The organism is Maribacter sp. 2-571, assembly GCF_050589625.1.
Lineage (GTDB): Bacteria > Bacteroidota > Bacteroidia > Flavobacteriales > Flavobacteriaceae > Pelagihabitans.
Genome location: NZ_JBNGOP010000013.1, coordinates 112,879 through 137,773, shown reverse-complemented (window position 1 = coordinate 137,773; position 24,895 = coordinate 112,879). Strand labels below are relative to the sequence as shown.

General features: G+C 44.4%; 19 protein-coding genes. 11 read left to right on the top strand and 8 right to left on the bottom strand.

The window, feature by feature from the left end:
- Positions 1-87 precede the first annotated feature (87 nt).
- The 6 genes from ACRD7P_RS11315 to rlmB all read left to right on the top strand — a co-directional run bounded on the left by ACRD7P_RS11315 (position 88) and on the right by rlmB (position 8,098).
- Positions 88-549, top strand: a complete 462-nt coding sequence (locus ACRD7P_RS11315) for a hypothetical protein (protein ID WP_430907724.1) — start codon at positions 88-90, stop codon at positions 547-549.
- Positions 550-1,100: 551 nt separating this feature from the next.
- Positions 1,101-1,541: a hypothetical protein gene (locus ACRD7P_RS11310; RefSeq protein ID WP_430907723.1), complete on the top strand. Its 441-nt coding sequence runs from the start codon at positions 1,101-1,103 to the stop codon at positions 1,539-1,541.
- Positions 1,538-4,306 carry a TonB-dependent receptor gene (locus tag ACRD7P_RS11305; RefSeq protein WP_430907722.1) on the top strand — a complete coding sequence of 923 codons (2,769 nt, stop codon included), beginning with the start codon at positions 1,538-1,540 and terminating at the stop codon, positions 4,304-4,306. The genes ACRD7P_RS11310 and ACRD7P_RS11305 overlap by 4 nt, the downstream gene beginning before the upstream one ends.
- Positions 4,303-5,523 (top strand): DUF4249 domain-containing protein, encoded by a 1,221-nt coding sequence (locus ACRD7P_RS11300; RefSeq protein WP_430907721.1) that lies wholly within the window; start codon positions 4,303-4,305, stop codon positions 5,521-5,523. Before ACRD7P_RS11305 ends, ACRD7P_RS11300 begins: the two co-directional genes overlap by 4 nt.
- Positions 5,524-5,534: 11 nt before the next feature.
- The gene (locus ACRD7P_RS11295; RefSeq protein WP_430907720.1) at positions 5,535-7,271 is read left to right on the top strand and encodes a hypothetical protein; all 1,737 of its coding nucleotides are present in this window, start codon (positions 5,535-5,537) and stop codon (positions 7,269-7,271) included.
- Positions 7,272-7,360: 89 nt separating this feature from the next.
- Positions 7,361-8,098, top strand: coding sequence for a 23S rRNA (guanosine(2251)-2'-O)-methyltransferase RlmB (gene rlmB / locus ACRD7P_RS11290; RefSeq protein ID WP_430907719.1), 738 nt, complete (start codon positions 7,361-7,363; stop codon positions 8,096-8,098).
- A gap of 71 nt (positions 8,099-8,169) precedes the next feature.
- Here rlmB and ACRD7P_RS11285 read toward each other — a convergent pair whose 3' ends face one another.
- Entirely contained in the window at positions 8,170-8,928 is a 759-nt protein-coding gene (locus ACRD7P_RS11285; RefSeq protein ID WP_430907718.1) for a rhomboid family intramembrane serine protease, read from the bottom strand.
- 396 nt (positions 8,929-9,324) lie between these two features.
- On the opposite strand from ACRD7P_RS11285, the gene ACRD7P_RS11280 reads away from it, so the two are divergent.
- Entirely contained in the window at positions 9,325-10,602 is a 1,278-nt protein-coding gene (locus tag ACRD7P_RS11280) for a replication-associated recombination protein A (RefSeq protein WP_430907717.1), read from the top strand.
- On the opposite strand, the gene ACRD7P_RS11275 is transcribed toward ACRD7P_RS11280, so the two are convergent.
- The 6 genes from ACRD7P_RS11275 to radC all read right to left on the bottom strand — a co-directional run bounded on the left by ACRD7P_RS11275 (position 10,599) and on the right by radC (position 16,418).
- The gene (locus tag ACRD7P_RS11275) at positions 10,599-11,549 is read right to left on the bottom strand and encodes a hypothetical protein (protein WP_430907716.1); all 951 of its coding nucleotides are present in this window, start codon (positions 11,547-11,549) and stop codon (positions 10,599-10,601) included. The two genes, ACRD7P_RS11280 and ACRD7P_RS11275, sit on opposite strands and share 4 nt — an antisense overlap.
- A 90-nt stretch (positions 11,550-11,639) precedes the next feature.
- On the bottom strand, positions 11,640-13,070 hold the full coding sequence (locus tag ACRD7P_RS11270; protein WP_430907715.1) for a DUF5723 family protein: 1,431 nt from the start codon (positions 13,068-13,070) through the stop codon (positions 11,640-11,642).
- Positions 13,067-13,612, bottom strand: a complete 546-nt coding sequence (locus ACRD7P_RS11265; protein WP_430907714.1) for a hypothetical protein — start codon at positions 13,610-13,612, stop codon at positions 13,067-13,069. Before ACRD7P_RS11265 ends, ACRD7P_RS11270 begins: the two co-directional genes overlap by 4 nt.
- Positions 13,613-13,667: 55 nt before the next feature.
- Entirely contained in the window at positions 13,668-14,366 is a 699-nt protein-coding gene (locus ACRD7P_RS11260) for a YjjG family noncanonical pyrimidine nucleotidase (RefSeq protein ID WP_430907713.1), read from the bottom strand.
- Positions 14,350-15,645, bottom strand: coding sequence for a polysaccharide deacetylase family protein (locus tag ACRD7P_RS11255; protein ID WP_430907712.1), 1,296 nt, complete (start codon positions 15,643-15,645; stop codon positions 14,350-14,352). Before ACRD7P_RS11255 ends, ACRD7P_RS11260 begins: the two co-directional genes overlap by 17 nt.
- Positions 15,646-15,719: 74 nt before the next feature.
- Positions 15,720-16,418: a RadC family protein gene (gene radC, locus ACRD7P_RS11250; protein WP_430907711.1), complete on the bottom strand. Its 699-nt coding sequence runs from the start codon at positions 16,416-16,418 to the stop codon at positions 15,720-15,722.
- A gap of 241 nt (positions 16,419-16,659) precedes the next feature.
- Here radC and ACRD7P_RS11245 point away from each other — a divergent pair, with 241 nt between their 5' ends.
- Positions 16,660-17,103 (top strand): DUF1569 domain-containing protein, encoded by a 444-nt coding sequence (locus ACRD7P_RS11245; RefSeq protein WP_430907710.1) that lies wholly within the window; start codon positions 16,660-16,662, stop codon positions 17,101-17,103.
- A gap of 101 nt (positions 17,104-17,204) precedes the next feature.
- Here the strand turns inward: ACRD7P_RS11245 and ACRD7P_RS11240 are convergent, their stop codons facing one another.
- Positions 17,205-18,566, bottom strand: coding sequence for a UDP-N-acetylmuramate--L-alanine ligase (locus tag ACRD7P_RS11240; protein ID WP_430907709.1), 1,362 nt, complete (start codon positions 18,564-18,566; stop codon positions 17,205-17,207).
- Positions 18,567-18,845: 279 nt separating this feature from the next.
- Between ACRD7P_RS11240 and ACRD7P_RS11235 the strand changes: the two genes are divergently transcribed.
- Genes ACRD7P_RS11235 through ACRD7P_RS11225 form a run of 3 tightly spaced genes read left to right on the top strand, consistent with a single transcriptional unit; the run spans position 18,846 to position 24,891 of the window.
- On the top strand, positions 18,846-21,920 hold the full coding sequence (locus ACRD7P_RS11235) for a gliding motility-associated C-terminal domain-containing protein (RefSeq protein WP_430907708.1): 3,075 nt from the start codon (positions 18,846-18,848) through the stop codon (positions 21,918-21,920).
- Positions 21,921-21,961: 41 nt separating this feature from the next.
- Positions 21,962-22,900, top strand: coding sequence for a PorP/SprF family type IX secretion system membrane protein (locus ACRD7P_RS11230; protein ID WP_430907707.1), 939 nt, complete (start codon positions 21,962-21,964; stop codon positions 22,898-22,900).
- A 2-nt stretch (positions 22,901-22,902) separates the two neighbouring features.
- The gene (locus ACRD7P_RS11225; protein ID WP_430907706.1) at positions 22,903-24,891 is read left to right on the top strand and encodes an OmpA family protein; all 1,989 of its coding nucleotides are present in this window, start codon (positions 22,903-22,905) and stop codon (positions 24,889-24,891) included.
- The last annotated feature ends 4 nt before the right edge of the window (positions 24,892-24,895 follow it).

The window sequence follows — 24,895 nt, the reverse complement described above, 5'->3', positions numbered from 1 at the left end:
AAAGCCTGTGACATTTATGTTACAGGCTTTTATTTTTGAAGCATACCACCTTAGCAAGGTGGCCCTTTTCAAATTCATTTTAAACATATGATTCCTAAAAAAACAATCCAATTATTCGCCTCTATCGGCCTATGTATATTGCTATTCAATTGTACTTATAAAAAAGAAAAAACGGACTGCAAACGGTCTCAAAACGTAAGTATAGAATATAAATTACCCTTATCGTTTTCATCTATTGACACCCTATTCATCGATGATTTAAAATTCACCCATGTGACCAAAAGTGATAGCATTGTGCTAGGCAGTTATCTTCCAAACTTAGAAATGGTACTTCTTGAAGTGAACGGAAAACAAGGTAAAACAAAAATGAACAAACTGGATATCATCCGCGTCTTAGCGTCCAAATTAAAAAGTACCGGAAATTATAAAATTTTAAACGGACCAGAACTCATTACCAATGGTGTTCTAAAAGTTAGTAGGACTGATGGGAAAATGATTGAAATCTGTACCTCAAAAGGATATTTAGCCAAGGTAAATGCAATACCTTGATTTAAACATCCGCTACCAGCAACCAAATCGTGTTTCGTCAAGTCACTTTTTTACCAGTAGTTTGGGCTCTCAAAATTTGAGGCATTACCTGTAATTTGCAACAAAACCAGAAGACATGAGCATACCGATTTAATACTACTCAAACCGCTTTGCTTTGACATAAGGCCAAAAGTGGATTTTTCGGTATCTAAAAGTTTTGTATTTCTAAACCACAGGTGTTATAAAGCTCATTTTTTCGTACTTTCCCACTTAATTAGAATTCATAAATATTGAAAAATCCTCTCTTTTATCTTTTCCTATTTTCTTTGTCATCTTTTGCTCAAGAAATCAACTTGGAGCATGAAAAAAAACTCCAAGTTTACGATGTTATTTTTCCATACGTAAATTCAGGTATTTACTTTGGAAAGCCGAACACTCCTTATCCTAAAATTTCCGGCGAAAACAATCCGTTTCACGACACACGTTTTTACCGAGCGGGCAACATAACTTACAGAGGACAACAGTACTATAATGTATCGCTACGATACGACATCGTAAAACAAGAATTACACATGAAACCCCCGCCAGAAACGGATTTGCTTTCCATAACCTTGTTCACCGATTTGGTGACTTCCTTTTCCATGGATAAACGCAATTTCGAAATGAAACTTTCGTCCGACGGAAATCCTATTTTTTACGAAAAAAAATCTTCAAATCCCTCGTTCCAGGTTTTTGTGCTACATCAGAAAAAGGTTCAGGAGAAATATGCGGAAAAAAATGAACTGTACGACCGGTATACCGCCACTAAAACATGCTATGTACAGCGCGGTAATGAAATGTTTTTAATCGATTCGGAGAAAGACCTTTACCAGTACTTTCCAGAGCAGCGCCAGCGCATCGATGGAATACTAAAACCCTATTCCAGAAAGCAACGAAAAAAACCGGAAATTCTGTTATTGCTGTTGAACGAGCTGCATTTGGCATCCTTAAAACCTAAAATCGCGGTAGAATGAAAATACTGTTTCCACTTACCGTATTGTTGCTACTTCCGCATTTTTTCTTCGCGCAAATGGAAAAAACGGAGGTTTCCATTACCACTCAAGGTCGTACCAGATTGGAAGTTTTACAACAGTTGGAAAAACAAACGGGAATCCCTTTTTATTACATCCCAGAGTGGTTTGACAACACACCCATCGCGGACGAGCTATCGGCAAACGATTTGGGGACCCTACTGGAATCCCTGCTAGAGGGGACCGATTTCAATTACTACTATTACGATGGAAAAAAGGTGGTGCTTACCAAAGGGCAGTTGATCTATGATTATCTCCCAGAAGGTTTCTTTCCCAAACAACGAACCAACGATAGCATACCTGTATCTTCCGAAGAAGAAAACGCCGCACTTTCGGTAGCGTTCCAAAATCAGCAAAACCAGCGGAATACAAAACGGACCGTTACCATTGGTAAGCAACAAAAAGGAAACATCTCCAATGCTTTTAAACTTTCCGGAATCGTTAGAACAGCGGAAACGGGAGCCTCCATACCCAATGTACTGGTGCGGATCGAAGGTGGCAAAAACACCGTGACCGACCAAAAAGGGTTTTATACCCTTTCTGTGCCGGCAGGAAAAGCAACGCTTTTGACCGATGCCATTGGATTAGAGCGCTTGAACCAGCCCATCATCGTTTATGGCAACGGAACACTGGACCTCGTTGTTTCCGAACAAATAGAACAATTACAAGAAGTGGTGCTAAGGGCGAATAACAATGCGGACATTCAAGAAACGGAAATAGGAAGTAGCAATATCGGGTCGGAAGAATCAAAAACCATACCCGTTGTTTTAGGGGAGCGGGATCTTTTGAAGGTAGCTACCACATTACCGGGCATCACATCTGCGGGCGAAGGCGCGGCCGGCTATAATGTAAGAGGTGGTAAAACCGACCAAAACCTCATTCTCTTGGATGGTTCCACGCTTTACAATCCTTCCCATTTTTTCGGCATTTTCTCCGCCTTGAACCCATTTACGGTAGAATCCGTCGATATTTTTAAGGGCAATATCCCTGCTGAATATGGGGGACGGCTATCCTCTGTATTCAATATTAAGACCATAGACGCCAAAACCGAAAAAATTCAGGGAGAAGCCTCTATCGGTCCGGTAACGGGCAATATAATGGTACAAGCACCGATATGGGACAAAAAGGGGGGAGTTCTCATCGGGGCCAGAGGTACCTATTCGGACTGGATCTTAAACGCGATAGATGAGCCTTCTTTACAAGGGAGAAATGCTTATTTCTATGATATAGTAGCCAAATACAATCACACATTGAACGATAACAATGCCATAGAGGCAACGGCCTATTTTAGTAAAGATGCCTTTAGTATTACCCAAGATTCCCTTTATGGTTATGAAAATAGGTTGGCCACCCTTAAATGGAACCATGTGTTCAATGAAAAACATAGGGGTTCCGCTAAACTATCCTACAATGAATATCGTTTCAACATCGATTTTGAAGGAAGACCCGAGGTAGACTTCGCTTTTGATTACGGTATCCGGGAAACCCAATTAAAGGTGAAAATGGATTATCGTCTGCATCCGAAGCACGCCCTTTCCTACGGAATTGAAAGCAAACTTTATTCCCTAGAGCCAGGGGCCATACAAGGCCTGACCCCCGAAAGCCAGATCCAAGCGATAAAACTGACCGAAGAGCATGGATTGGAGTCTGCATTATTTGTTTCGGATAAAATTGATTTTTCGGAAGCCTTTGAACTGAATTTAGGGGTTCGCCTCTCCATGTTCAATGCGATCGGTCCATCCGAACAACGGGTATATGAAGCCAATGAACCGCGAACCGACACTACCGTAGAGCGAACGGAAAGCTTTGAGAAAGGGGATTTTTTCAAAACCTATCTGTACCCGGAACTGCGTATCGGTGCCCGGTACACCTTACAGGAAGATCTTTCCGTAAAAGCGAGTATCAACAATACGGTACAGTACCTACATTCCCTTTCCAACAATACTACCGTTTCCCCGATAGACACCTATACCCTATCCGACACCAACATTCGCCCACAACAGGCGTGGTTTGCTTCAACGGGCCTATTCAAGAATTTTGCCGAAGAACAATATACCCTGAGTTTGGAAGGGTTTTACAAACGGCTTAGCGACGTATTGGACTTTAAAACGGGCGCACAGCTTTTGTTAAACGAAAATGTGGAAACCGAAACCTTACAGGGCGATGGTGAGTCCTATGGAGCAGAGTTGCTGTTGCGGAAAAACTATGGCAAACTCAATGGCTGGCTAGGGTACACTTACAGCCGTTCCTTCTATCGATTTCAAAGTGATATCCAAGAAGAAACGATCAATTCTGGAGCGTACTTCCCGTCAAATTTTGATAAGCCACATGACATTAGCTTCGTTGCCAACTACGAGGTCAGTAAACGGATCAGCTTCTCCACAAATTTTATATACCAAACGGGACGGCCGGTTACAATACCTACCGGGACCTTTACTTTTGATGGACAACAACAAGTGTTGTATAGTGCAAGGAACCAATTCCGAATTCCGGATTACTATCGGCTGGACCTTGGTTTCAATTTGGAGGGAAACCATAAAAAGGATAAGTTGGCCCATAGTTTTTGGAATATTTCAATATACAACGTATTGGGCCGTAATAATCCCTATTCCGTATTTTTTGTTACCGATAGCGGAGAGGTAAAAGCATTTCAAAGCGCTATTTTCAATATTCCGGTACCATCGATAACCTATAACATCAAATTTTGAACAAAGAGCACGCCCACATACGTTACATTGCCGTTCGTTGCGCCCTAGCATTGGTCGTACTGTTGGTATTTACACGCTGCGTAGAGCCTTTTGAACTACCCGAGAGTAATTTTGAGGAGGTGTTTATCGTAGAAGCTACCATAACCAATACGAACGAATTTCATACTGTAAAAATAAGCAACACGGCGGCACTCGGCACATCCGAGGCCGTACCGGAACAAAATGCCTCGGTAACCGTCCTGGAAAATGATAGGGCAATCGCTTTTGAGGAAATTGTTCCGGGCACCTACCGATCCGTCGAGGCCTTTGAAGCGCTACCGGGTACTGATTATAGGTTACGAATAGAAACGCAGAACGGTACCGCAATGGTTTCTGAAACCGTGCGGCTATCCACTACCTCCAATATCGGTTCGGTCGTTGCGCAAAAGGCAATAGACGAAAATGGCATAGAAGGCGTGAACATCACCGTCAACAGTACCGACCCTTCGGGAGAAAGTCGCTACTACCGCTATTTTTATGAGGAGACCTATAAAATTATCGCGCCAAGGTGGAGCCCGTTCGAAGCCTATGTGGTTACCCAAGACCCACTGACCGTCGATATTAGACCCAGACAAAGGGAGGAACGGACCTGTTTTAAAACGGTTGACGCCACCGGGAGTTTACTTTTTGATACGACCAACCAGGCCGAAGACAACGTAGTCGCCTTACCGATTCGATTTATAGAACGATCGGATTTTATCATTGCCCACCGCTATAGTATTTTGGTGAAGCAGCTGGTACAACGCCGCAGCGCTTATGAGTTTTATAACAATTTACAAAAGTTATCCAACCAAGGAAGCCTGTTGTCCCAAAACCAACCTGGTTTTCTGATCGGGAACATTACCGTATCTGGAGGTACTAAAAAGGTAAGCGGTTTTTTCGATGTTGCATCAATCTCCGAAAACCGCATATTTTTTAATTACGAGGATTTCTTTGAAGATGTTACGGAACCGAATTACGCCGTTGGTTGTGATGTTTTTCTCTCCCCTCTTTTAGAAACGGACCAATTTGGAAATTCCCCATTGGCACTCGCAATCGAAAACGAAACTTTGGAGTTCTTTACCGACTCGGGATCTCCGAGACCTCCGGGAGAAGGTCCGTTTAGTATGGTACCGACCATTTGCGGAGATTGTAATGTACTGGGCACAAACATTGTTCCCGAATTTTGGATAGATTAATTGAAAACCATATGCCTTTACCACATAAGTTCTTCATAACCGTTCTTTTCCTTCTTCTTTTTAAAGAAGGGACAAAGGCACAAGAAACGCAAACGTTTTCAAAGCTTTCCCCAGAAACCGTGTACCTGCATCTTAACACCACCGTATTTTTTCCGGGAGATTATGTGCATTACAGTTGTTATGTTCTTGATCGTAAAACCTTACGATCGAGCACCACGAGCAAAGTGGCATACATCACGCTGATCAACGAAACCCTTGAGACCATTTTTGAAAAAACCCTTTTCCTTACCAATGGAAAAGCGACAAGCGATATTTTTATAGGAACCAATCTGCCTACCGGAAACTACAAACTTCTGGCCCATACCCAATGGATGCGCAACGGGGGCATGGCCTCCTTTTTTAAAAGTGATATTACCATAGTAAACCCCTACACCACGGCTAAAACGAAAACGAACAATTCTTTGGAAACATACGGGGCCGAAATTGACCGAAACGACCAAATCCAAAGCCAAAAGACATTCAAGAATACCGCTCCGCCGTTGCTAGAGATTTCCATGACATCGCCAGTTTTAGGGACCAGGAAAGAAGGGCAGGCCAACATTACAATAAAAGACCCTAGCTTGCAAAAAGGTTCCTACTCCCTTTCCATACGAAAAGCAGGATCTCTTTCTGGATATGAACCTCCAAACGCTACCGCACTGCTACCCGAAAAAAAAGAAAAAGCACGGTACGATTCCATTCTATTTATACCCGAGCTAAGAGGAAAAATCCTTTCCGGCACGATCATCAAAGAGGAAGACAATACCGCTGCGTTGTCTCTTGCGCTTTCTGTCCCTGGACAGCCAGAACGTTTCAATATCTATCGAACAGATGCCGAAGGTCGTTTTGATATCGTTATTCCAAAGGGTATCGAGAACGAAATGGCTTTTTTAGACCTCCTGGACCAAGAGAATGCCAAGTTACAATTAACGCCGACCCCTGCCATTACATACGATGCTATATCGTTTAGGCGGTTTGAATTGTCGCCCAAAATGGAAAAAGCCATTTTGGAAAAAAGTGTACACAACCAAATAGAAACATCTTATTTCGCGGTAAAGCCCGATAGTCTGTTCCCGACCCCAAAAACAACCCTTTTGGAAAAGGGGACACAAAGTCATTTCAGACTTGACGATTACACGAGGTTCCCGACCCTACGGGAAACCATTCGGGAAATCATTGGGCCAATACAAATCAGTGGAGCAAATTCGGGGAATCGAATGCGCGTACGGACCCCGCCTTCCATTTTGTTCGACACCAAGGACGCTTTGGTACTTTTAAACGGTCGGTTGGTAAAGGACCATGCGCTATTACTGGACCAATCGGCAAGTGATTTCGAGGAAATTATCGCTTCCCAAACGAACCTGTTTTTTGGAAAACAAAGATATCAGGGCGTAGTACTGTTCAACACCAAACTGCCCCAAACCGTTGTCCCGGTTTTTAAAAACGATTCGAAACCGGTGGACATTCCCACGGTACAGCCCGTTAAAAAATACTTTTCGCCAAACTATGGTTCCGTAGGCGGTTCCTGGGAACATGTTCCGGATTTTCGATATCAATTGTTGTGGAACGGCAACTATGTGTTACGACAAAAAAACAATACCATCTCCTTTACTACCTCCGATATTACGGGAACATTTGAAATTGTGCTGGAAGGGTTTACCGCTATAGGCACTCCTATTTCGGAACGGGTTTTGTTCACGGTAGAGTAATCGGACAATACCAAAAACGATTTCTTGAAATTCTTTAAAAAAAGAAACCCTTTCCAAAACACCATACGATATTTGGCTACCTTTACGCCATGAAAGAAACCACCCAAATATATGGGATACGTGCGGTTATAGAAGCAATAACTGCTAACGAACCCATTGATAAGGTTTTTGTGCAACGTGGGCTTCAAGGAACGTTATCCAAGGAATTGGAACGACTCGTGCGCGCCAAGGGTTTGAACACTTCTTATGTTCCCATCGAAAAACTGAACCGGCTTACGAATAATAACCATCAAGGCGTTGTAGCGAATATTTCGCCCATTCGTTTTCATGATCTTTCGGTATTGGTGGATACCGTGATGGAACAAAAAAAGGATCCCTTGTTCTTATTGCTCGATCAACTCTCGGACGTCCGTAATTTTGGGGCCATTATCAGGACCGCGGAATGCACCGGTGTAGATGGTATTATCATCCAGAAAAAAGGTGCCGCTCCCGTAACTTCAGACACCATCAAAACCTCTGCGGGAGCCGCTTTTTTGGTTCCTATCGTTAAGGTAGACCATATCAAGGATGCCGTGTTTTATTTGCAGGCTAGCGGTGTTTCCGTAATCGCTGCCACTGAAAAGACCGATACTTCCGTATATGAAACCTCCTTGAAAGGAGCATGTGCCATCATCATGGGATCCGAGGACAGGGGAATAGCTCCGTCAACGCTTAAAGCTGCCGATCATAGTGCCAAGTTGCCCTTGCTAGGAGAAATCAAATCATTGAACGTTGCCGTCGCCTGCTCCGTTTTTCTATATGAGGCGGTACGCCAACGAAACACCTAGAGCTGGGAGAATATCCAATGCAGCGTAAGCGGTTCCATAAAAACGGAATCGAATATCACCATTGACCACAATCAGTCCGATGTATCGGAAGATTTCCGTTTTTTAAAGTGATAGGTGATTTTCACCTTTGGTGCGGAAACGATCGGTTCTTCCTCTTGTTCCGGCACTACATTCTCTATAAAATTTCCATTCTCGTCAAAATGCTTTAAAAACACATCATCGGTCTCATCGTAATCTTCCCGCTCCCAGTCGTATTTTTTGGCTGCAGGCATGTGCGACTTTACGAATACCGCTAAAAGCAATCCCGTTAAGAAACCGGCCAAATGTCCTTCCCATGACATTCCTTCCTTGACCGGAAAAATATACCAAAGCATGCTGCCATAAATAAACACCACGATCAACGACAGGGCAATCAGCCGATAATATTTGGTAAAGATTCCCTTAAAGAAAATAAAGCTCGCCAATACGTAAATAAGCCCACTGGCCCCTATATGGTATGAAGGCCTTCCGATAAGCCAAGTTCCCAGACCGGAAATCACTATCCCGATGCAAAGCACCATCAGGGCATTCTTCCTATAAAAATAAAACAGGGCCGCCGTTAAAATACCCAGGGGCAGGGTGTTGTTGTAAAGATGCTCCAAAGAGCCATGTATGAACGGACTTAATAATATACCACGAAGTCCACCAAAGGTTTGGGGCACGATCCCAAATTCGTTGAAGTTGGTATGCAAACGCAGTTCTAACCAAAAAACGGTCCAAATGGCGATAACCGACACCAGTGGGGCAATTATAACGGCATTTGTGAATTTGAAATGCTGAGCTTCCGTCATGACCTAAATTTAGCAATAAATCGGCCATAGCCATTTTACCTGAAATATTGTCACCTTGGCAATAATCACTCTGAAGGTAAAGGATACAATCGCCAGCACACTCGTTTCAACCACGAGTATGTTAGGTTCAGCTCCCCTTTTAAAACGCAAACGGTCCTTAATCTTTGACGGCCAACCGACCGCTTTTGTTTAGTTTGTACCATTTTAACTTTGAAATAACACTAAGAACTCGTTTCTTTTTCATCCATTCTGTTAAAAAGCCTGTCCCCGGCTTGACTTGGAATCTAACCGTAGCTCAGGCTATGCTTCCATTTTTTGCGTTGAACAGCTAAAAAATAATTCAATTTCTATACATGCCATTTCAAAGTTAAAATGGTATTGTTTTACTTTTACGGTATGAACGAACCGTTAGCAGAACGAATACGCCCCAAAACCCTTTCCGATTATGTGAGCCAAAGGCATTTGGTTGGCGACCATGGTTCCCTCACCACGCAAATCAAAAAAGGGATGATCCCCTCCTTGATTCTTTGGGGGCCTCCCGGAACGGGAAAAACGACCCTGGCCAATATTATCGCCAACGAAAGTAAAAGACCCTTTTATACGCTGAGCGCCATCAACAGCGGGGTCAAGGATATTAGGGAGGTCATAGAAAAAGCGAAGCAAAGTGGTGGACTTTTTACCGCAAAAAACCCCATATTGTTTATAGACGAAATCCACCGGTTCAGCAAATCGCAACAAGACTCCTTGCTTGCCGCCGTGGAAAAAGGTTGGGTTACCCTTATCGGTGCCACGACCGAAAATCCTAGTTTTGAAGTCATTCCGGCACTTTTGTCCCGTTGTCAAGTGTATATTTTAAATGCATTCGACAAATCCGATCTGGAAACGCTGTTAAAAAGAGCCATGGATGAGGACACTTTACTAAAGTCAAAAAAAATAGCCCTCGCCGAAACGGAAGCACTTTTACGCTTGTCGGGAGGGGACGGTCGTAAACTTTTGAACATTTTTGAACTGGTCATCAATTCGGAGGATACGGAGGAGGTTGTAGTAACCGATGAACTCGTCATGGGCAAAGTGCAAAAAAATACGGTGCTGTACGATAAAACGGGAGAACAACATTATGATATTGTTTCGGCCTTCATTAAATCCATACGGGGAAGCGACCCCAATGCGGCGGTTTATTGGTTGGCCCGGATGATAGAAGGTGGAGAGGACGTAAAGTTTATAGCGCGAAGAATGCTCATTTCGGCTTCGGAGGATATCGGCCTGGCAAACCCTACGGCCTTGGTCATTGCCAATACCACATTTCAATCCGTAACCACTATAGGGTATCCGGAAGCCAGAATTATCCTTAGCCAATGTGCCATTTATTTGGCAACTTCACCAAAGAGCAATGCCAGTTATTTGGCCATCAACAAAGCGCAACAACGGGTAAGGGAGACAGGCGACCTTTCCGTACCGTTGCCACTTCGGAATGCACCCACCAAACTGATGAAAGATTTGGGCTATGGCGCGGATTATCAATATGCGCATGAGTACTCCAATAATTTTGTGGATGCAGAATACCTACCGGAAAGCCTTAGTGGGACCACCTTTTACGCTCCCGGTTCCAATCCTCGCGAGGATGCCATAAATACCTTTTTGAAAAACCGTTGGAAAGATAAGTACGATGGTTAAAACTTGATGTTCAATTCCTGAACCGTTTGTTTTTCACCGATATAATACTCCAAAAACCACTTGTCGTCTTTTTGGTAGACCACACCGTTGCCACCGGCTATCGTGGTAGTGTAAACATTGGGAACAGCTGTCCTATACATTTTCAGCACTACTTTGGGCGTGCTGTCGACCAACTGAAAACCATTGGTTACTTCTTGGGCATATAGCAGTTCGGAGGACTTAAGACCTTCTACACTTGTACCGGTACTTTTTTCAATATCGGAATCGACCGGCGTATTTGTTTTATACAGTTGTACCTCCTCCGTTGCCTTTTGCTCCACAACCTCGGCCGGAGCTTCGCCTTTTTCATATTTGGACGCTTTAGGTTCCGTACTTTTAAAATACTGTTCGTCCTTGGTCGCTTTTTGTGTTACCATAGGGTCTTGATGTTTGTCCAAAGTGGGCGTTGTCTCCTGATTTTCTTTCAAATGTTTGACATCGTTATTAAAGCGTAACGTCACCGGTTCTTGCTGTGCCTGTCCCCTTCCGTTATATTCGTACACAATGTTCTCGTATGAAACAAAGGCCTTTTTAATGGCCTCGGTGTACGCCTCACGAAACACCTTGCTTTTACTTTTTCCTTCCTCGCTTTTAAATACCTCACGCCCGTTACAATCAATTAGACCCAAAGTGGTTTTCGTAGTGAAAAGGGAGGATTCATCATTCAAACGAACCGTTAGCCCGATACAGGGATTTCCATAAAGGTCCTCGGGCAGGTTATCATCATAAATGACCGTGTATCCCTTTTGAGCAAAAAGATATTTGATCAACGTACTCGTAGAGTGCTGATTGGGTTTTTTAAAGTTTCCGAACTGCTTTGGAACGATAATATATTTATAGTCGTTCAATTGCGCCGTTGCCTCTCCGGCAAAAATTGTCATTAGAAATAGGGATAAAAGAATGCGCATCACAGTATGCTGTTTTTTGGTTTACAGGATAACTAATGAAAAAAGCATGCCAAAAAAGTCGAGGGACCGAGTGTTGGACAGCAGAAGTTATTAGTTCCTGCCCCAAGATATGATATTTAATCCAAATTGAAGGGATGCATAGCGGCTATCCGCGAGGTTCCGATAGGCAAGTAAATTATCGGCAAGCACATACAGGTTCACCGGACCGGCCTGTAAGTTTAGTCCTAGGCCAACATTCGTGAAGGTAAATTTATCAACAGTATAGGTGGTTTTAACGGCCATTGCATTCCCTAAACGTCGCATGTAAAATGCCGAAAGTGCCGATTGCGGACCACGTGGTCTATTGATCATGTACAATTGTCCGCCAACACTATTAGCAAATTTAGAGCGAAAACTTCCTCCTCTAGGGGCGGTACCGCAATCACAGGCTACCCGAGAAGCCTGCTGTTCGCCAAAATCGTACCTTAGCGAAGCGTTCAGCTTTGTAGGACGAAAAGCGATATAGCCATCGGTATTATCTTCAAAAGGCACAAAGGTTTCCACTTCGTCTACCAAATCTTGCCAAAAATCCCGATTGGGATCTGCCAAAGCATCCGGTAAAATGATTTCAATGCCTTCAACGGTAGCACTTCCGTTCAAGGTATAGGTCTTTACATCGTTAGTGTGGTAAACAAACCCCAAATCTAAAACACTAGCGGTAAAAACGGTTTGCTCGTTCAAATGATAACTGAAACCCAAGTCAACCCCAATACCCAAATTGCCCCCTAAAAGACCTCGTTTTAAAATGGTCTGGCCTAAATTGCCTTCGTCCTGAGCATCACGCAAGGCCTCTATTCCAGAAGTACGCAACTGCATATCGGCATCAATGGTACTGGCGAGAATATTGTTCTGCCCTTCCGTTGTTACAAAATATCCTTTATTCCTTGTGGAGTTAAAATCAAAAATACTGGAATATACTTTGGCCCTTCCACCAATGGTCAATTCGGAATTAACTCTTTTATTGATTCCGAAATGAAACACATTCATCATTTCGCCCCGAGTTTTTAGATGTCCCAAATCGAACCGTTGGTTCAACCGATCGGCATTTCCCTCATAAGCAAGGATTGCATAATCTTGGAACCAATATCCTATGGCATCGCCTTCATGATACATTCCAAGAGAATAAAAGATATCGGGGTCCGTACCTCGAAAACCTACATTTAGCAACTCAACCTGATAGGTACCACTCAGCTCATCGCGGGGGTTTATACCGAATACCGCTCTTTCCCTTATTTTAGTATTTATATCGACACCATCATCGGCAAAAATATCGTTGACCGAAATCCCACTTGAACCGGCCTGAAACGATATACCCGATAGCACCGGTATGCCACTGTACCAGCTGAAATCGGTTTCAACTCCAGGGTTTACCATCAACGATTGTGGGATTTCGTTAAAATCATACAACAATTGCTTGTTCTGTCCCATGGCCGGAATCCATATTCCTAGTAAGGTTGCTAATAGAAAGGTATATTGCTTCATCTTAGGCGAACTCTAAATTTTCCACTTGAACGAAGTATTATTTTGGGATCTGGCAGATCTGATGTACTAACATCGTCCCCTAGGTTGGCCGCACTTACGCGAATACTTGAAGTGTTTCTGATAATTTCGATAGGTTTGCCCCCATCACCATAAAAAACTTCCCGTTCCAATACAGCGGTCGGCCCTTCGTCGATCATGAAAATTTCCGTATCCAATACCTCATTGGCCTCATTCAAAAATTGGACGGTAAGTTCCAGCGCTTTACTGGTAGTATTGTCTACCAAATAAGTTACAGAACCTTCTATAACCCTGTCCGCGAACACATTTTCGCTGAACGCGTCAAAATTAAAGTCCTGTGCATAAAAATTGGATGCGGCAACTGCATTTACCAGTGCCTCGGGTGCCTCTACGTAAATAATACTGGCCTCATATTCCGGCTCCACGGTAAGCGCATCGAACTGGTCAAAATTTTGTTCTTCTATACAAGAACTCACTAGTACGATGCCAAACAAGAAACAAAAGATAATCTGTATTCCCTTCATTTAAAACCTTTGTAACGCTATAGGTCGGGTTTAACCACCCGTGCCCTTAATAACTCTACAAATACGTTTTTATTTCATTCAGCTCCTTAATCGTTACACATGTTTCGTGCAACGGACCGTTATCCGAGTTGAAATGTATCGCTTGGAGTCCAAAACCAATAGCGCCGGCGATATCGGCCTCAAGACTATCACCGATCATGATGGAATTTTCAGGTTTGGTACCGGCCAGTTCCATACCCATTTTGAAGATATCGGGATGTGGCTTTTTAACGCCCGCCATTTCAGAATTGACCACCTGCTCAAAATAGCCATCGATTCCCGAGTTTCGTAATTTTCGCTCTTGGATCTCCTCAAAACCGTTTGTGATGATATGAAGGCGATAATTGGGTTTTAGATAGTCCAAAACCTCGATCGTATTCGGAAAAAGGTGTTTTTGACGGGAAAGTCCTGCAATATACGCTTCGGAAAGCAAATCGATCGTTGGGTCGTCGACAGGGTGTGCTATCGCATCAAAAACAGATTTCAACCGCTCATAACGCAGGGCTTCCTTTGTGATCTGGTTTTCGCGGTACCGTCTCCAATATACCAGATTGGCAGGTACATAAGCCGTCAGAAAAACGTCCAAGTCCACCCCAATGGCATGTTTTTCAAAAATTGTTTTAAAGGTAAGGGCCGAATTTTTCTCGAAATCCCATAAGGTATGGTCCAAATCGAAAAAAATGTCGGTAACAATATGTTTATTGATAATACGCATCGATTACTTTTTTATACAATTGCATCCAGTCAATACTGTGATCACTTCCCAAAAGTTCATTTGAAAAAATGGACAAAAACGCTCCATTTACCGATTTCACTTCCCGGTACAAGGTGTTGAGCTGTTCTAATATACGCTGTTCATTGGTACTGTTCGCAAGGGCATAATCATGAAAAGCGAAGGGGTGTACGCGTATGGGTTGTTGTATTTCCAAATTGATATCGTACATATAAAACGCGGTACAAGTACTGGCCCTAAAACCCACCTCGTGGGTATACCCCATAGTGTAATCGTCGGTAAACTCCGCGTCGACCAAATTGCGATAGGTTTCGGGAACACTTACCCGGTTATACCGCATTCTTGAAAAGTTGACCGGTCTGTGAACTACTTCGGCCAATCTTCTTTTCTCGTTGCGCAACATATCAATATCGTCAAAAGAACTGTAGGAGGCCGATAGGGAAACGACACTGTAGTCCGCAATTGATTTGATAAGGTATCGAAAACAATTGCTGTTCGGGGATACATTTTTGTCATAAGTAGAGTAATCGGCAAACTGAAAAAAGAACATGCTCCTGATTTTCCGGGATTTGTGCAACGCTATCAGTTCATTAAAATTATCGTAAGGATCGTTCGTTGGATCGACCCAAACCCTTACCCTACCTGCTACCCTTTTCCATTTCAACGTAAAAAGGTCCTTTAAAAATCCGGCTACGCCACGCACTGTTCCCCGGTAGGCAAAACAGTGTGATGTGGTAACATCGATAACCGAAGTATACCTGTATTTACGTTCCTTCGCTTCTATTTCCGGAAAGCGGACCCGCAATTGTTCGAACAATTTGAAGGCCCAAAGATCGACGACTGGCCTTTTTAAAAACCCATTTTTATAGGCAATACTTTCTTTGGGCGGAAAACGGCCATGAATGTCCTTTACATGGGGCAAATACTCTTCATACCTGCTTAACAGATAAAAACTCGCGGCAAAAATATCAAAAGGGACCGCGCTACGTTCCCCGGTGGTAAAAAAGCTGGGAACACCTTCCCAATCTTCTATCGAAATATTAATATCATTGATACCCTGCTCGAACAATAAATCGGTACTACGAACAAAAAACTCGTTTTGAAGTGGTTGTTTGGTATACGTAATCTTTGGTCCTGAATGCTTTATAAAATCTTCTACGGTAGTGGTAAAAGTAACCTCGATGCCCAAAATTCGAGTGAAAATTTGTCGCATGGTATAACCAAAGCGCGAGGTAATTTTATGGGTATAGATCAGCAGCATAAACGTGTTAAAAAACGTGGGCGATAGCATTAAAAAAAACGATGTTCACCGAACAACCTTTGAACCCGCCCTTTTTAAAGAAGCCCACCATCGGCGAAGCTAAAATAGTCTTTTTGGGTGACGATCAAATGGTCCAATACTTTTATATCCAAGGCCGAAGCGCCCTTTTTCAACCTTTGGGTCACCTCTTTGTCCGCTTTACTGGGCCGTAAACTGCCCGAAGGATGGTTGTGTGCCAAAATAAGCGCCACCGCACCCAGTTCAAGTGCCTTTTTCATTACCAAGCGCACATCTACCAAGGTTCCCGTAAGCCCCCCTTTGCTCAATTGGGCCGATAGCAATATCTTGTTTGCATTGTTCAAATATAAGATCCAGAATTCTTCATGCTCCAAATCGCCAAGGGTAGGCAGCAACACTTCAAATGCCTCTCGACTACTGTTTACTTGACCGCTCTTTTTAATATCTTGTTCCTTACGGCGACGGCCCATTTCCAGTGCTGCAATAATTGTTACCGCTTTGGCTTCCCCGATACCGTTAAACCGGCTAAGTTGTTCTACGGAAAGCTTTCCCAGTTCGTTCAGGTTATTGCCTACAGAGGCCAAAATTCTCTTGGAAAGTGCCACCGCACTTTCGTTTTTGCTTCCAGAACCGATCAATATGGCTACCAGTTCGGCATCGGAAAGTACCGCCCTTCCCTTTTGCACCAATTTTTCGCGCGGACGGTCATCATCGGACCACTGCTTTATCGAAAAAGGGTAAGGGTTATCTTGCATGCACTAAAAATAGCCATTTAAACCATTTCAAATGTTAATATACACAAGTAAAAAATAGGGATTTTTGTGTAGGCGAAAAAAAGCTACACATAACCTTGATTACAATTATATGTTATTTTGAGGCATACACGGAAGGACAACTGTTCAAGGGGTAAGTTAACATCGGAAATGGTATTCGCCATACCCAGGAAATAACATCCTACAATTTTATTGTACTTTTAAAAAGTAATATGGCTAGACAATGAAATCAATTTTTGACGAAACGGTTTATCAAGAAATCCTGTCGCGTATCGACAACCTGGAGGAAACGACCGCAGGGCAATGGGGAAAAATGACCGTTGCCCAAATGCTATGGCATTGTCAGTTTCCATTGCGTATTGCCATCGAAAATAAAAAGCCCAAAGGATCGGGGAACATTTTTGCCAAACTATTTTTTAAAAAAGCACTCTATAATGACAGGCCTTGGCGAAAGAACCTTCCTACGGCACCGGCCCTAAAGGCCAAGGAAACCAAAAATTTCGCTTCCGAAAAACACATGTTAAAAAAGCTGGTCACCGATTGCCATAATGTGCGCCACAGGGAAACATGGAACGCACATCCCCTTTTTGGAGCATTTACACCTCAGCAATGGGGACAAGTACAATTCAAACACTTGGACCATCATCTCAACCAATTTGGCGTATGACCCCTATACTTTATAAATAATACATTGTTTGGGCGAAGATCTTACCTCCAAGATGACCGGCCGTGCGAGCACCGTTCAAAAGCCCTATGAAAATACTTTCCTTAGCTTTCCGACACCTTGTTAGCCAGTTTGTCCAAATCGAGTCCGCCATAGTTACCGGAACTCATAAGCAGTACCACGGAATCGGAAAACGATTGACCAAAAATAAAATCATGAAAAGCTTCGGCCTTAGTGAAAATTTCCAGATCGTCCCGTTTAAAGGCCGACGCTATCTGTTCGGGAAGCACGGGGTCTAGTTTTTTGATGGCCACCGATTCCGGCAGATAAAAAATAATGGCCCGATCGGCCCGGTCCAAAGCACCTTGATACTCCTCTAAAAATTTTGGATTAAAACTACTGTAGGTGTGCAGTTCTAGACAGGCGATTACCTGCCGTTCCGGATATTGCTCCTTTACCGCACCGGTGGTCGCTTTCACCTTGCTAGGGGAATGTGCAAAATCCTTGAACAATACACTGGTTGCCGATGCCGCAATCTTTTCCAGTCGCTTGGAGGCTCCTTTAAAGGTAGCGATCGCTTCATAGAAGTCTTCCTCATCGACCCCCATATGTTGGCAAATCCATTTGGCCCCGGCAAGATTGTTCAAATTGTGTTTCCCGAAAACGGCTATAGGCATAGGCCCATCGGGAGTTTCCAACATTGTTTCACCATCGATCACTTCATAGTCGGGGGTATTGTAGGGCAACTTTCTAATCGTATTCTCCGAAGCTTCGACGACGGCCGATACTTCGGCATCTTCTTCATTATAGGTAATACTCCCCCCTTTTACGATACTGTCGACAAAAATGCGAAACTGGGAAACATAATTTTCAAAAGTGGGAAACACGTTGATATGGTCCCAAGCGATGCCGCTCAACAATGCGATATTGGGGCGATATAAATGAAATTTAGGCCGTCTATCGATTGGTGAAGACAAATATTCGTCCCCTTCCAAAACGATAAAATCATTTTCCTCGGTAAGGTGTACCATCCGATCAAAACCCTCCAATTGGGCACCTACCATGTAATCGACCTCCCGATCGTGATAATTCAAAACATGTAAGATCATGGATGTAATGGTAGTCTTCCCATGGCTTCCCCCTATTACTACCCTTGTTTTGTCCTTGGACTGCTCGTACAGAAACTCGGGGTACGAATAAATGACAATGCCCAATTCTTGGGCCTTTAATAATTCAGGATTGTCCGCTTTGGCGTGCATTCCAAGAATTACCGCATCGAGCTCCTTGTGTATCTTTTCCGGAAACCAGCCAAAATGTTCCGGAAGCAATCCCTGCCGCAACAACCTGCCCGCAGAGGGTTCAAAAATAACGTCATCACTTCCGGTTACCGTAAACCCTTTGTGGTGCAATGCCAGTGCCAAATTGTGCATGGCGCTTCCTCCAATAGCTATAAAATGTACATTCATAATCAAAAAAAATTACTTTTAACAGGGGGATTTCTTACCGAAATACCTTCTTTTTTAACGGGAATCAAATAACGTAAAAAAGGCATAAAAGCACTTACTAATCGATGAAATGCACTCCAAAAAATCGATGAAATACACCTTTTTCTAATGTCCACGCTGCAAAAAACGACCCTTACGCACGCTATTCTTTCACTTTCACAACATTCTTTTCTTACAGTGCCCATTCAAAAATACATTTACCACTTCTTTTAAACTACAGTATAATTTAAAAATCAACCAATGCCCAACATAAAAACTGTGAACACGTTGTTCGGTCGACTGTTCTTTTTTATCGTTTTCAGCATCTCATCACAGGCTATTGTCGCGCAATGTCCAACATTGGACCCTGGTGGCGAAAACCAAGATTTCTGTGATAGCGATAACCCTAGAATACTGAATTTGGTGGCAAACGATGCCGGCGGCGGTGTTGTTTGGTATACCGATCTGGTCGGTGGCACCCAACTTAGTAACAATATTGTTTTACAGGACGGCGTCACTTATTATGCCGACAATACCGCGGGTACCTGTGTAGTACGCCCCAGTGTAACGGTAAGTATTACCGGGGAGCCACCAACGAATGTGGATGTTGCGGTATCGCGTTGTTCATCGGACACGAACACCGTTTCGCAGTTGAGCGCCAATGGTACCAACATCGAATGGTATAGCGAACGGAACGGGGGAACCCTTTTGAGCGGCACAGATCCATTGGTCAGCGGAGAAACATACTGGGTGCAACAGACCGAAGGGGCATGTACCAGTATACGATTACCGACAGAGGTAACGATAATCGACCCGGGAGAACCTACGGGTCCTGCCGAACAATTTTACTGTAACGATCCAGCGGCTCCAACTACTTTTGTTGTCGCCGACCTAAATGCAACGGGTACCGACATCAACTGGTATAACAGTCCATCATCGACCTCACCGTTGGACCCTTCTACCCCGCTGGTCAACAATGCAACTTATTATGCGACGCAAACTACTTTTCCCTGTGAAAGTACGGGGAGGTATGCCACTATTGTACGCATCGAAAACTTACCGGACCCCGGAACGGACGACAGTGTCGATATCTGTAATGATGCCACGGGAACCTTGGACCTGTTTGACGAATTGGGCGGCACGCCCGATACCGGAGGTGTTTGGACGGGACCCGAAACTACTACGGGAGGCGACCGGGGAACTTTGGACGTTTCCTTGTTGACGCCCGGTGCATTTACCTTTACCTATACCATTCCGGCAGCGAATGCCTGTCCGGAAGTTAGCGCCACGGTAACTATTAACGTACAGGAAGAACCGGACGCCGGTGACGACGGCGTACTCGATATTTGTAGCAACCAGCCCAATGTAGACCTGTTCACCCTTTTAGGGGGTACCCCGGATGGGGGCGGTGCTTGGACCGGACCCAGCGGTGTGACCAACGGCGACCGTGGAACGATCAATCCGGCAACTGCGCTCTCCGGAACGTACACCTACACCGTATCGGCGACCGCACCATGTACAACTGCCGATACCGCTACCATTACCGTAACAATAACACCTGCTCCCGAAGCGGGTAATAATGCCAATCGCGCATTCTGCGAAAATGATCCCGCGCTGGACCTTTTTACCTTGTTGGGGCCTTCTGCAGATACCGGAGGTACTTGGAGCCCGGCATTGGCCAGCGGCACCGGAGTATTCGACCCAAGTGTTGATAACGCAGGGGACTATACCTATACCGTACCGCCATCGGCTACCTGTCCAGAGGACAGTGCTGTGGTAACCGTGACAGTGGCACCACAATTGGAGGCCGGGGACGATGCGGCCGTAGAGTTTTGTAGAAACGACCCCGCTGCCGATCTTTTTGCTTCTTTAGGAACCGATGCGGACGCCGGCGGTAGCTGGTCCCCCGCTCTGGCAAGTGGAACCGGGGTATTTGATCCAAGTGTCGACACTGCAGGAACCTATACCTATACCGTAAGTAATGGAGGGGTGTGCCCTGACGATACCGCTACGGTAACCGTGGGTGTTAGTATCGAAAGTTTGGCGGGAACAAATGCGACCATTACGGTCTGTGGTAGCGATGCCGCCTTTGATCTGTTTCCCTTATTAGGAGGAACACCGAACACCGGTGGTACCTGGACCGGGCCTAGCCCCGTCACCAACGGGGATACCGGCACATTTGATCCAAGCAGCAACCTTTCTGGAACGTATACCTACACGGTCAGTGGAACCGGTGCTTGTATTGACGTAAATGCTACGGTAGAAGTTACCGTTATCGACCCGATACCAAGTTTGGCCCCTGACGGACAAATTTTTTGTACCATCGACAGCCCTGTAATTACCGACCTTATCAACAATGTGGTTCCCGAAAACGGGGGTACGCTTCAGGTGTACGCCGCGGCTACGGGCGGTGCGCCACTAAACGGCACTGACGCCTTGGTAGATGGCAACTCCTATTTCGTGAGCGAGACGGATGACCCCTCTGCCTGTGAAGGCACGGAACGTTTGGAGGTTACCATACAGATCAACGATCCACAAATACCGCAATTGTCCGATACCGAAGGTGCTTTCTGTCTGATAGACGATCCTACGGTCGCCGATTTAAATGCCTTTGTAGTCTCTGGAGATAATGTCATTTGGTTCGATGCGGCAACGAACGGAAACCAGTTCAATGAAACGGATGCGCTTGCCTCCGGTGATTATTTTGCCATTGAAGAGGATGTTAACGGTTGTAGAAGTTTGGCCTCACCTCCTATCAGCATCACCATAAACGATAACCCGGCACCGACCTTGAACCCTATGGGCAATGAACTGTGCGGTGTGGAAAGACCTACCATCGCAGAGTTGGAGGCCAATCTTACGGTAGACAACGGATTGTCGGTAGTATGGTACAATGTTATGGAAGCCGGTACGGCCTTAAATACCACTGACCTCCTATTGGACAATACCACCTACTATGCCGCCACTTTTGATCCGGCTACGGGCTGTGAGAGCAATGAACGCCTAGAGATTACGGTAGACCTTACCGCCTGCGACCTGAACGTTTATACCTTGTTGATTCCAGATGGTTTTTCACCGAACGGGGACGGCATCAATGATGTTTATGATCTGCGCGACGTAGAATTTTTGTTCGAGGATTATGATATCGAGATCTATAACCGCTATGGCAATCTGTTATTCAAAGGAAACAACACCGTTGCACCCTGGGACGGAACATCCAACCAACCCGGAGCTGCAGGGGACAATGTAGTACCTAATGGCGTCTACTTCTATATTTTCAATTTCAATCGCGACAATATACCTCCGCAACAGGGTCGCATATACCTAAATCGATAAAACAAACGAAAATGAGTATTCGCAACCCTAAACCGAAATTCATGAAAAAAGTATCCATTTTACTTTTTCTGGGCCTCATACATAGTTTGTATGTAACGGCACAACAAGATCCAGAATATACCCAATACATGTACAATACAAGTATTATCAACCCGGCCTATGCCACCTCCGATGTGGGCGTCGCCAACATGGGGGTGCTTTACCGTACACAATGGGTAGGCGCCGTGGGTGCCCCCAAAACGGGAACCGCATTCTTACGCACGCCCATAAACGAAAGTATTGAAGCGGGCATTTCCTTTATCAACGATGAAATTGGGGACGGTGCGCTGAACGAAAACAACATTTATGCCGATTTGGCCTATATCATAAGGTTAAACGAAAAAGTACGGTTGTCTTTCGGCGCTAAAGTCGGTGTCACTTTGTTCGACACCCAGTTCAACGATTTTCAATTGAACAGTGGCGATTTTACGAGCGACCCGGCATTCTCGGAGAACATTAACGAAACCTTTTTGAACATCGGATCGGGACTTTACCTTTACAGTGACACGTATTACGTTGGCCTTTCGGCGCCTAATTTTTTGCAAAGCAAACACTTGGAAGACCGAAACGGAGTAGCGTCCTTGGGCAATGAAAATTTGCATCTTTTCCTTACCGGGGGCTACGTTTTTGCACTGAACCAAAATTTGGATTTCAAACCATCCTTTATGGTACGCAGCGTACAAGGGGCCCCTATTTCGGCCGACATTAACGCCAACGTAAGGATCAATGGAAATTTTGAGGTAGGCCTCTCCTATCGATTGGACGATTCGGTAAGCGGAATGTTCAATATCGGTATTACACCCGACCTTCGCGTAGGCTATGCCTATGACTATACTACGAGTAATCTGGGCAACTACAATTCGGGAACCCATGAGATCATGCTATTGTACAACCTTCGCTTTGCCGGAGCCAAACGCTATTCCTCACCTAGATTCTTTTAATCATGTCAAGAAAAAACATATACATATACTTCATCCTTTTCGTAACTACCTTTGCTTCGGCCCAAGTTTCGAAGGCCGATCGTTTGTTCAAAAAAGGAGACTTTCTAAATGCGGCGGAGCTGTATGAGAAAGCGGTGGTCAAAACCCGAACACAACATATTTTGGAACAGCTTTCCAGTTGTTATTACAATACCTATCAATACGAGAAAGGTATCGAAAGCCTGAAAGCCTTGGTAAACGAGGATTTTACCCAACCCAAAGGAACCATGGAAGCACGGTACCATTTTATGTACTATCAGCTTTTGTCGGCTACCGGAGACTATGAGAAGGCCATCGACCAACTTGTGGTGTATAAAAACAAGATGGGTATGCAAGCGCCGAACGTTTCGGAATCCAAGGAAAAGGTGGAAACGTTCCGATTGAAAAAATCCGATTTTGAAATCAAAAGAGTAGGCTTCAACTCGGACGCTTCCGATTTTGGTGCGGTAAAGCGGAACGATTCCATTTACTTTTCATCCGATCGTGAGGGCGGTACTTCCAAAAAGGAGTACAAATGGACGCATCGTCCTTTCCTCGACCTTTATGTAATCGCTTCCGACACCACCAATGAAGGCATCGGGGAACCGGTCGCAATGCCCGAAAACATCAATTCCGCCCTACATGAAGGTTCGGTATGTTTCAGCAAGGACGGGAATACCCTCTATCTTTCTCGAAGCAACTTGGTGGACGGAAAAAGAATTTTTAACGAGGAGGATAAAAATCAAGTACAATTATACGTATCCAAAAAGACCGGGGCCAAATGGTCGGAACCCAAAAAGTTACCGTTTTGTTCGGATGATTACAATTACCAACACCCTTCGTTGAGCGCCGACGGTGCTACCTTGTTTTTCGCGACCGATGCCTCTGGAGGTCTGGGAAGCCATGACATTTACCGCGTGGCCATTTCCGAAGACGGTAGTTACGGAGAACCGGAAAACCTGGGTGCTACCGTAAACACTCCCGAACGGGAACAATACCCGTATGTTTCGGAAGATGGGCATTTGTTTTTTGCCTCCAACGGACACTTGGGATTGGGCCTATTGGACCTTTTTGTGTCCGAGTATAAGGACGGAGTTTTTCAGGAACCCATTAACTTGGGAGCACCTCTCAATTCCCGATACGATGATATTTCATTGAGTTATAATTCTCCCAAGGACGGCTTTTTTAGCTCCAACCGCGAGGCCAACAACGACGATATTTTTGCTTTTACCCAAATCGGGGAAATATTCACACGTGAATATGTAAATATTATTGCTCTTAAGGACTCTATTACGGGAGGCCCTATCCCTAATGCTAAGGTAATTCTTAGAAACAAAGATGGTGAGGTCGTTTATGAAAACACCTTGGACGAAGAAGGTACGTTTACCGCAAACTTGATACCTGGCGAATATGACCTGGTAATAGAGGCCCTTGGTTTTGAAAAGACCCAACAACAACTGACCATTACGAACAAAAATAATGACGAGCATAACATATCGATCAAAAAATTATTCGACATTGCGGAAATAACCAAAAATGATTCGGAAGACTCTAAAGAGGTTCTTAGCAACCTGTTGCGTGACCATACCCCTCCTAGGGTCAAAAACAAAGACGGGAAATTCTATTTTGATCTTCCCTATATTTTCTTTGACTTTGATCGCTGGGCGATCCGGGAGGATTCCAAAGTATTGTTAAACAATTTGGTTACTAAACTCAAGGCATATCCCAGTCTAAAAATTAGGATCAATTCACACACCGATAATAGAGGATCTAACATGTACAATCAAGTACTTTCCGAAAAGAGGGCTCAGGCTACACGGGACTACTTGGTAAAAGTAGGTGGCCTCGCTTCGGACAGGATCAGCTTTAAGGGCTATGGTGAAAAACAACCGCTGTCGGACTGTCAGGACGATTGTAGCGAAGAACAACATCAGAAAAACAGAAGGAGTCAGTTCGAAATCGTAGAATATTGATTTA

Excerpts from the sequence above, each read along its gene's own strand:
- ACRD7P_RS11315 (WP_430907724.1), top strand. The coding sequence starts at position 88 with ATGATTCCTAAAAAAACAATCCAATTATTCGCCTCTATCGGCCTATGT.
- ACRD7P_RS11310 (WP_430907723.1), top strand. The coding sequence starts at position 1,101 with ATGAAACCCCCGCCAGAAACGGATTTGCTTTCCATAACCTTGTTCACC.
- ACRD7P_RS11305 (WP_430907722.1), top strand. The coding sequence starts at position 1,538 with ATGAAAATACTGTTTCCACTTACCGTATTGTTGCTACTTCCGCATTTT.
- ACRD7P_RS11295 (WP_430907720.1), top strand. The coding sequence starts at position 5,535 with ATGCCTTTACCACATAAGTTCTTCATAACCGTTCTTTTCCTTCTTCTT.
- rlmB (WP_430907719.1), top strand. The coding sequence starts at position 7,361 with ATGAAAGAAACCACCCAAATATATGGGATACGTGCGGTTATAGAAGCA.
- ACRD7P_RS11285 (WP_430907718.1), bottom strand. The coding sequence starts at position 8,928 with ATGACGGAAGCTCAGCATTTCAAATTCACAAATGCCGTTATAATTGCC.
- ACRD7P_RS11280 (WP_430907717.1), top strand. The coding sequence starts at position 9,325 with ATGAACGAACCGTTAGCAGAACGAATACGCCCCAAAACCCTTTCCGAT.
- ACRD7P_RS11275 (WP_430907716.1), bottom strand. The coding sequence starts at position 11,549 with ATGCGCATTCTTTTATCCCTATTTCTAATGACAATTTTTGCCGGAGAG.
- ACRD7P_RS11270 (WP_430907715.1), bottom strand. The coding sequence starts at position 13,070 with ATGAAGCAATATACCTTTCTATTAGCAACCTTACTAGGAATATGGATT.
- ACRD7P_RS11265 (WP_430907714.1), bottom strand. The coding sequence starts at position 13,612 with ATGAAGGGAATACAGATTATCTTTTGTTTCTTGTTTGGCATCGTACTA.
- ACRD7P_RS11260 (WP_430907713.1), bottom strand. The coding sequence starts at position 14,366 with ATGCGTATTATCAATAAACATATTGTTACCGACATTTTTTTCGATTTG.
- ACRD7P_RS11255 (WP_430907712.1), bottom strand. The coding sequence starts at position 15,645 with ATGCTGCTGATCTATACCCATAAAATTACCTCGCGCTTTGGTTATACC.
- radC (WP_430907711.1), bottom strand. The coding sequence starts at position 16,418 with ATGCAAGATAACCCTTACCCTTTTTCGATAAAGCAGTGGTCCGATGAT.
- ACRD7P_RS11245 (WP_430907710.1), top strand. The coding sequence starts at position 16,660 with ATGAAATCAATTTTTGACGAAACGGTTTATCAAGAAATCCTGTCGCGT.
- ACRD7P_RS11240 (WP_430907709.1), bottom strand. The coding sequence starts at position 18,566 with ATGAATGTACATTTTATAGCTATTGGAGGAAGCGCCATGCACAATTTG.
- ACRD7P_RS11235 (WP_430907708.1), top strand. The coding sequence starts at position 18,846 with ATGCCCAACATAAAAACTGTGAACACGTTGTTCGGTCGACTGTTCTTT.
- ACRD7P_RS11230 (WP_430907707.1), top strand. The coding sequence starts at position 21,962 with ATGAAAAAAGTATCCATTTTACTTTTTCTGGGCCTCATACATAGTTTG.
- ACRD7P_RS11225 (WP_430907706.1), top strand. The coding sequence starts at position 22,903 with ATGTCAAGAAAAAACATATACATATACTTCATCCTTTTCGTAACTACC.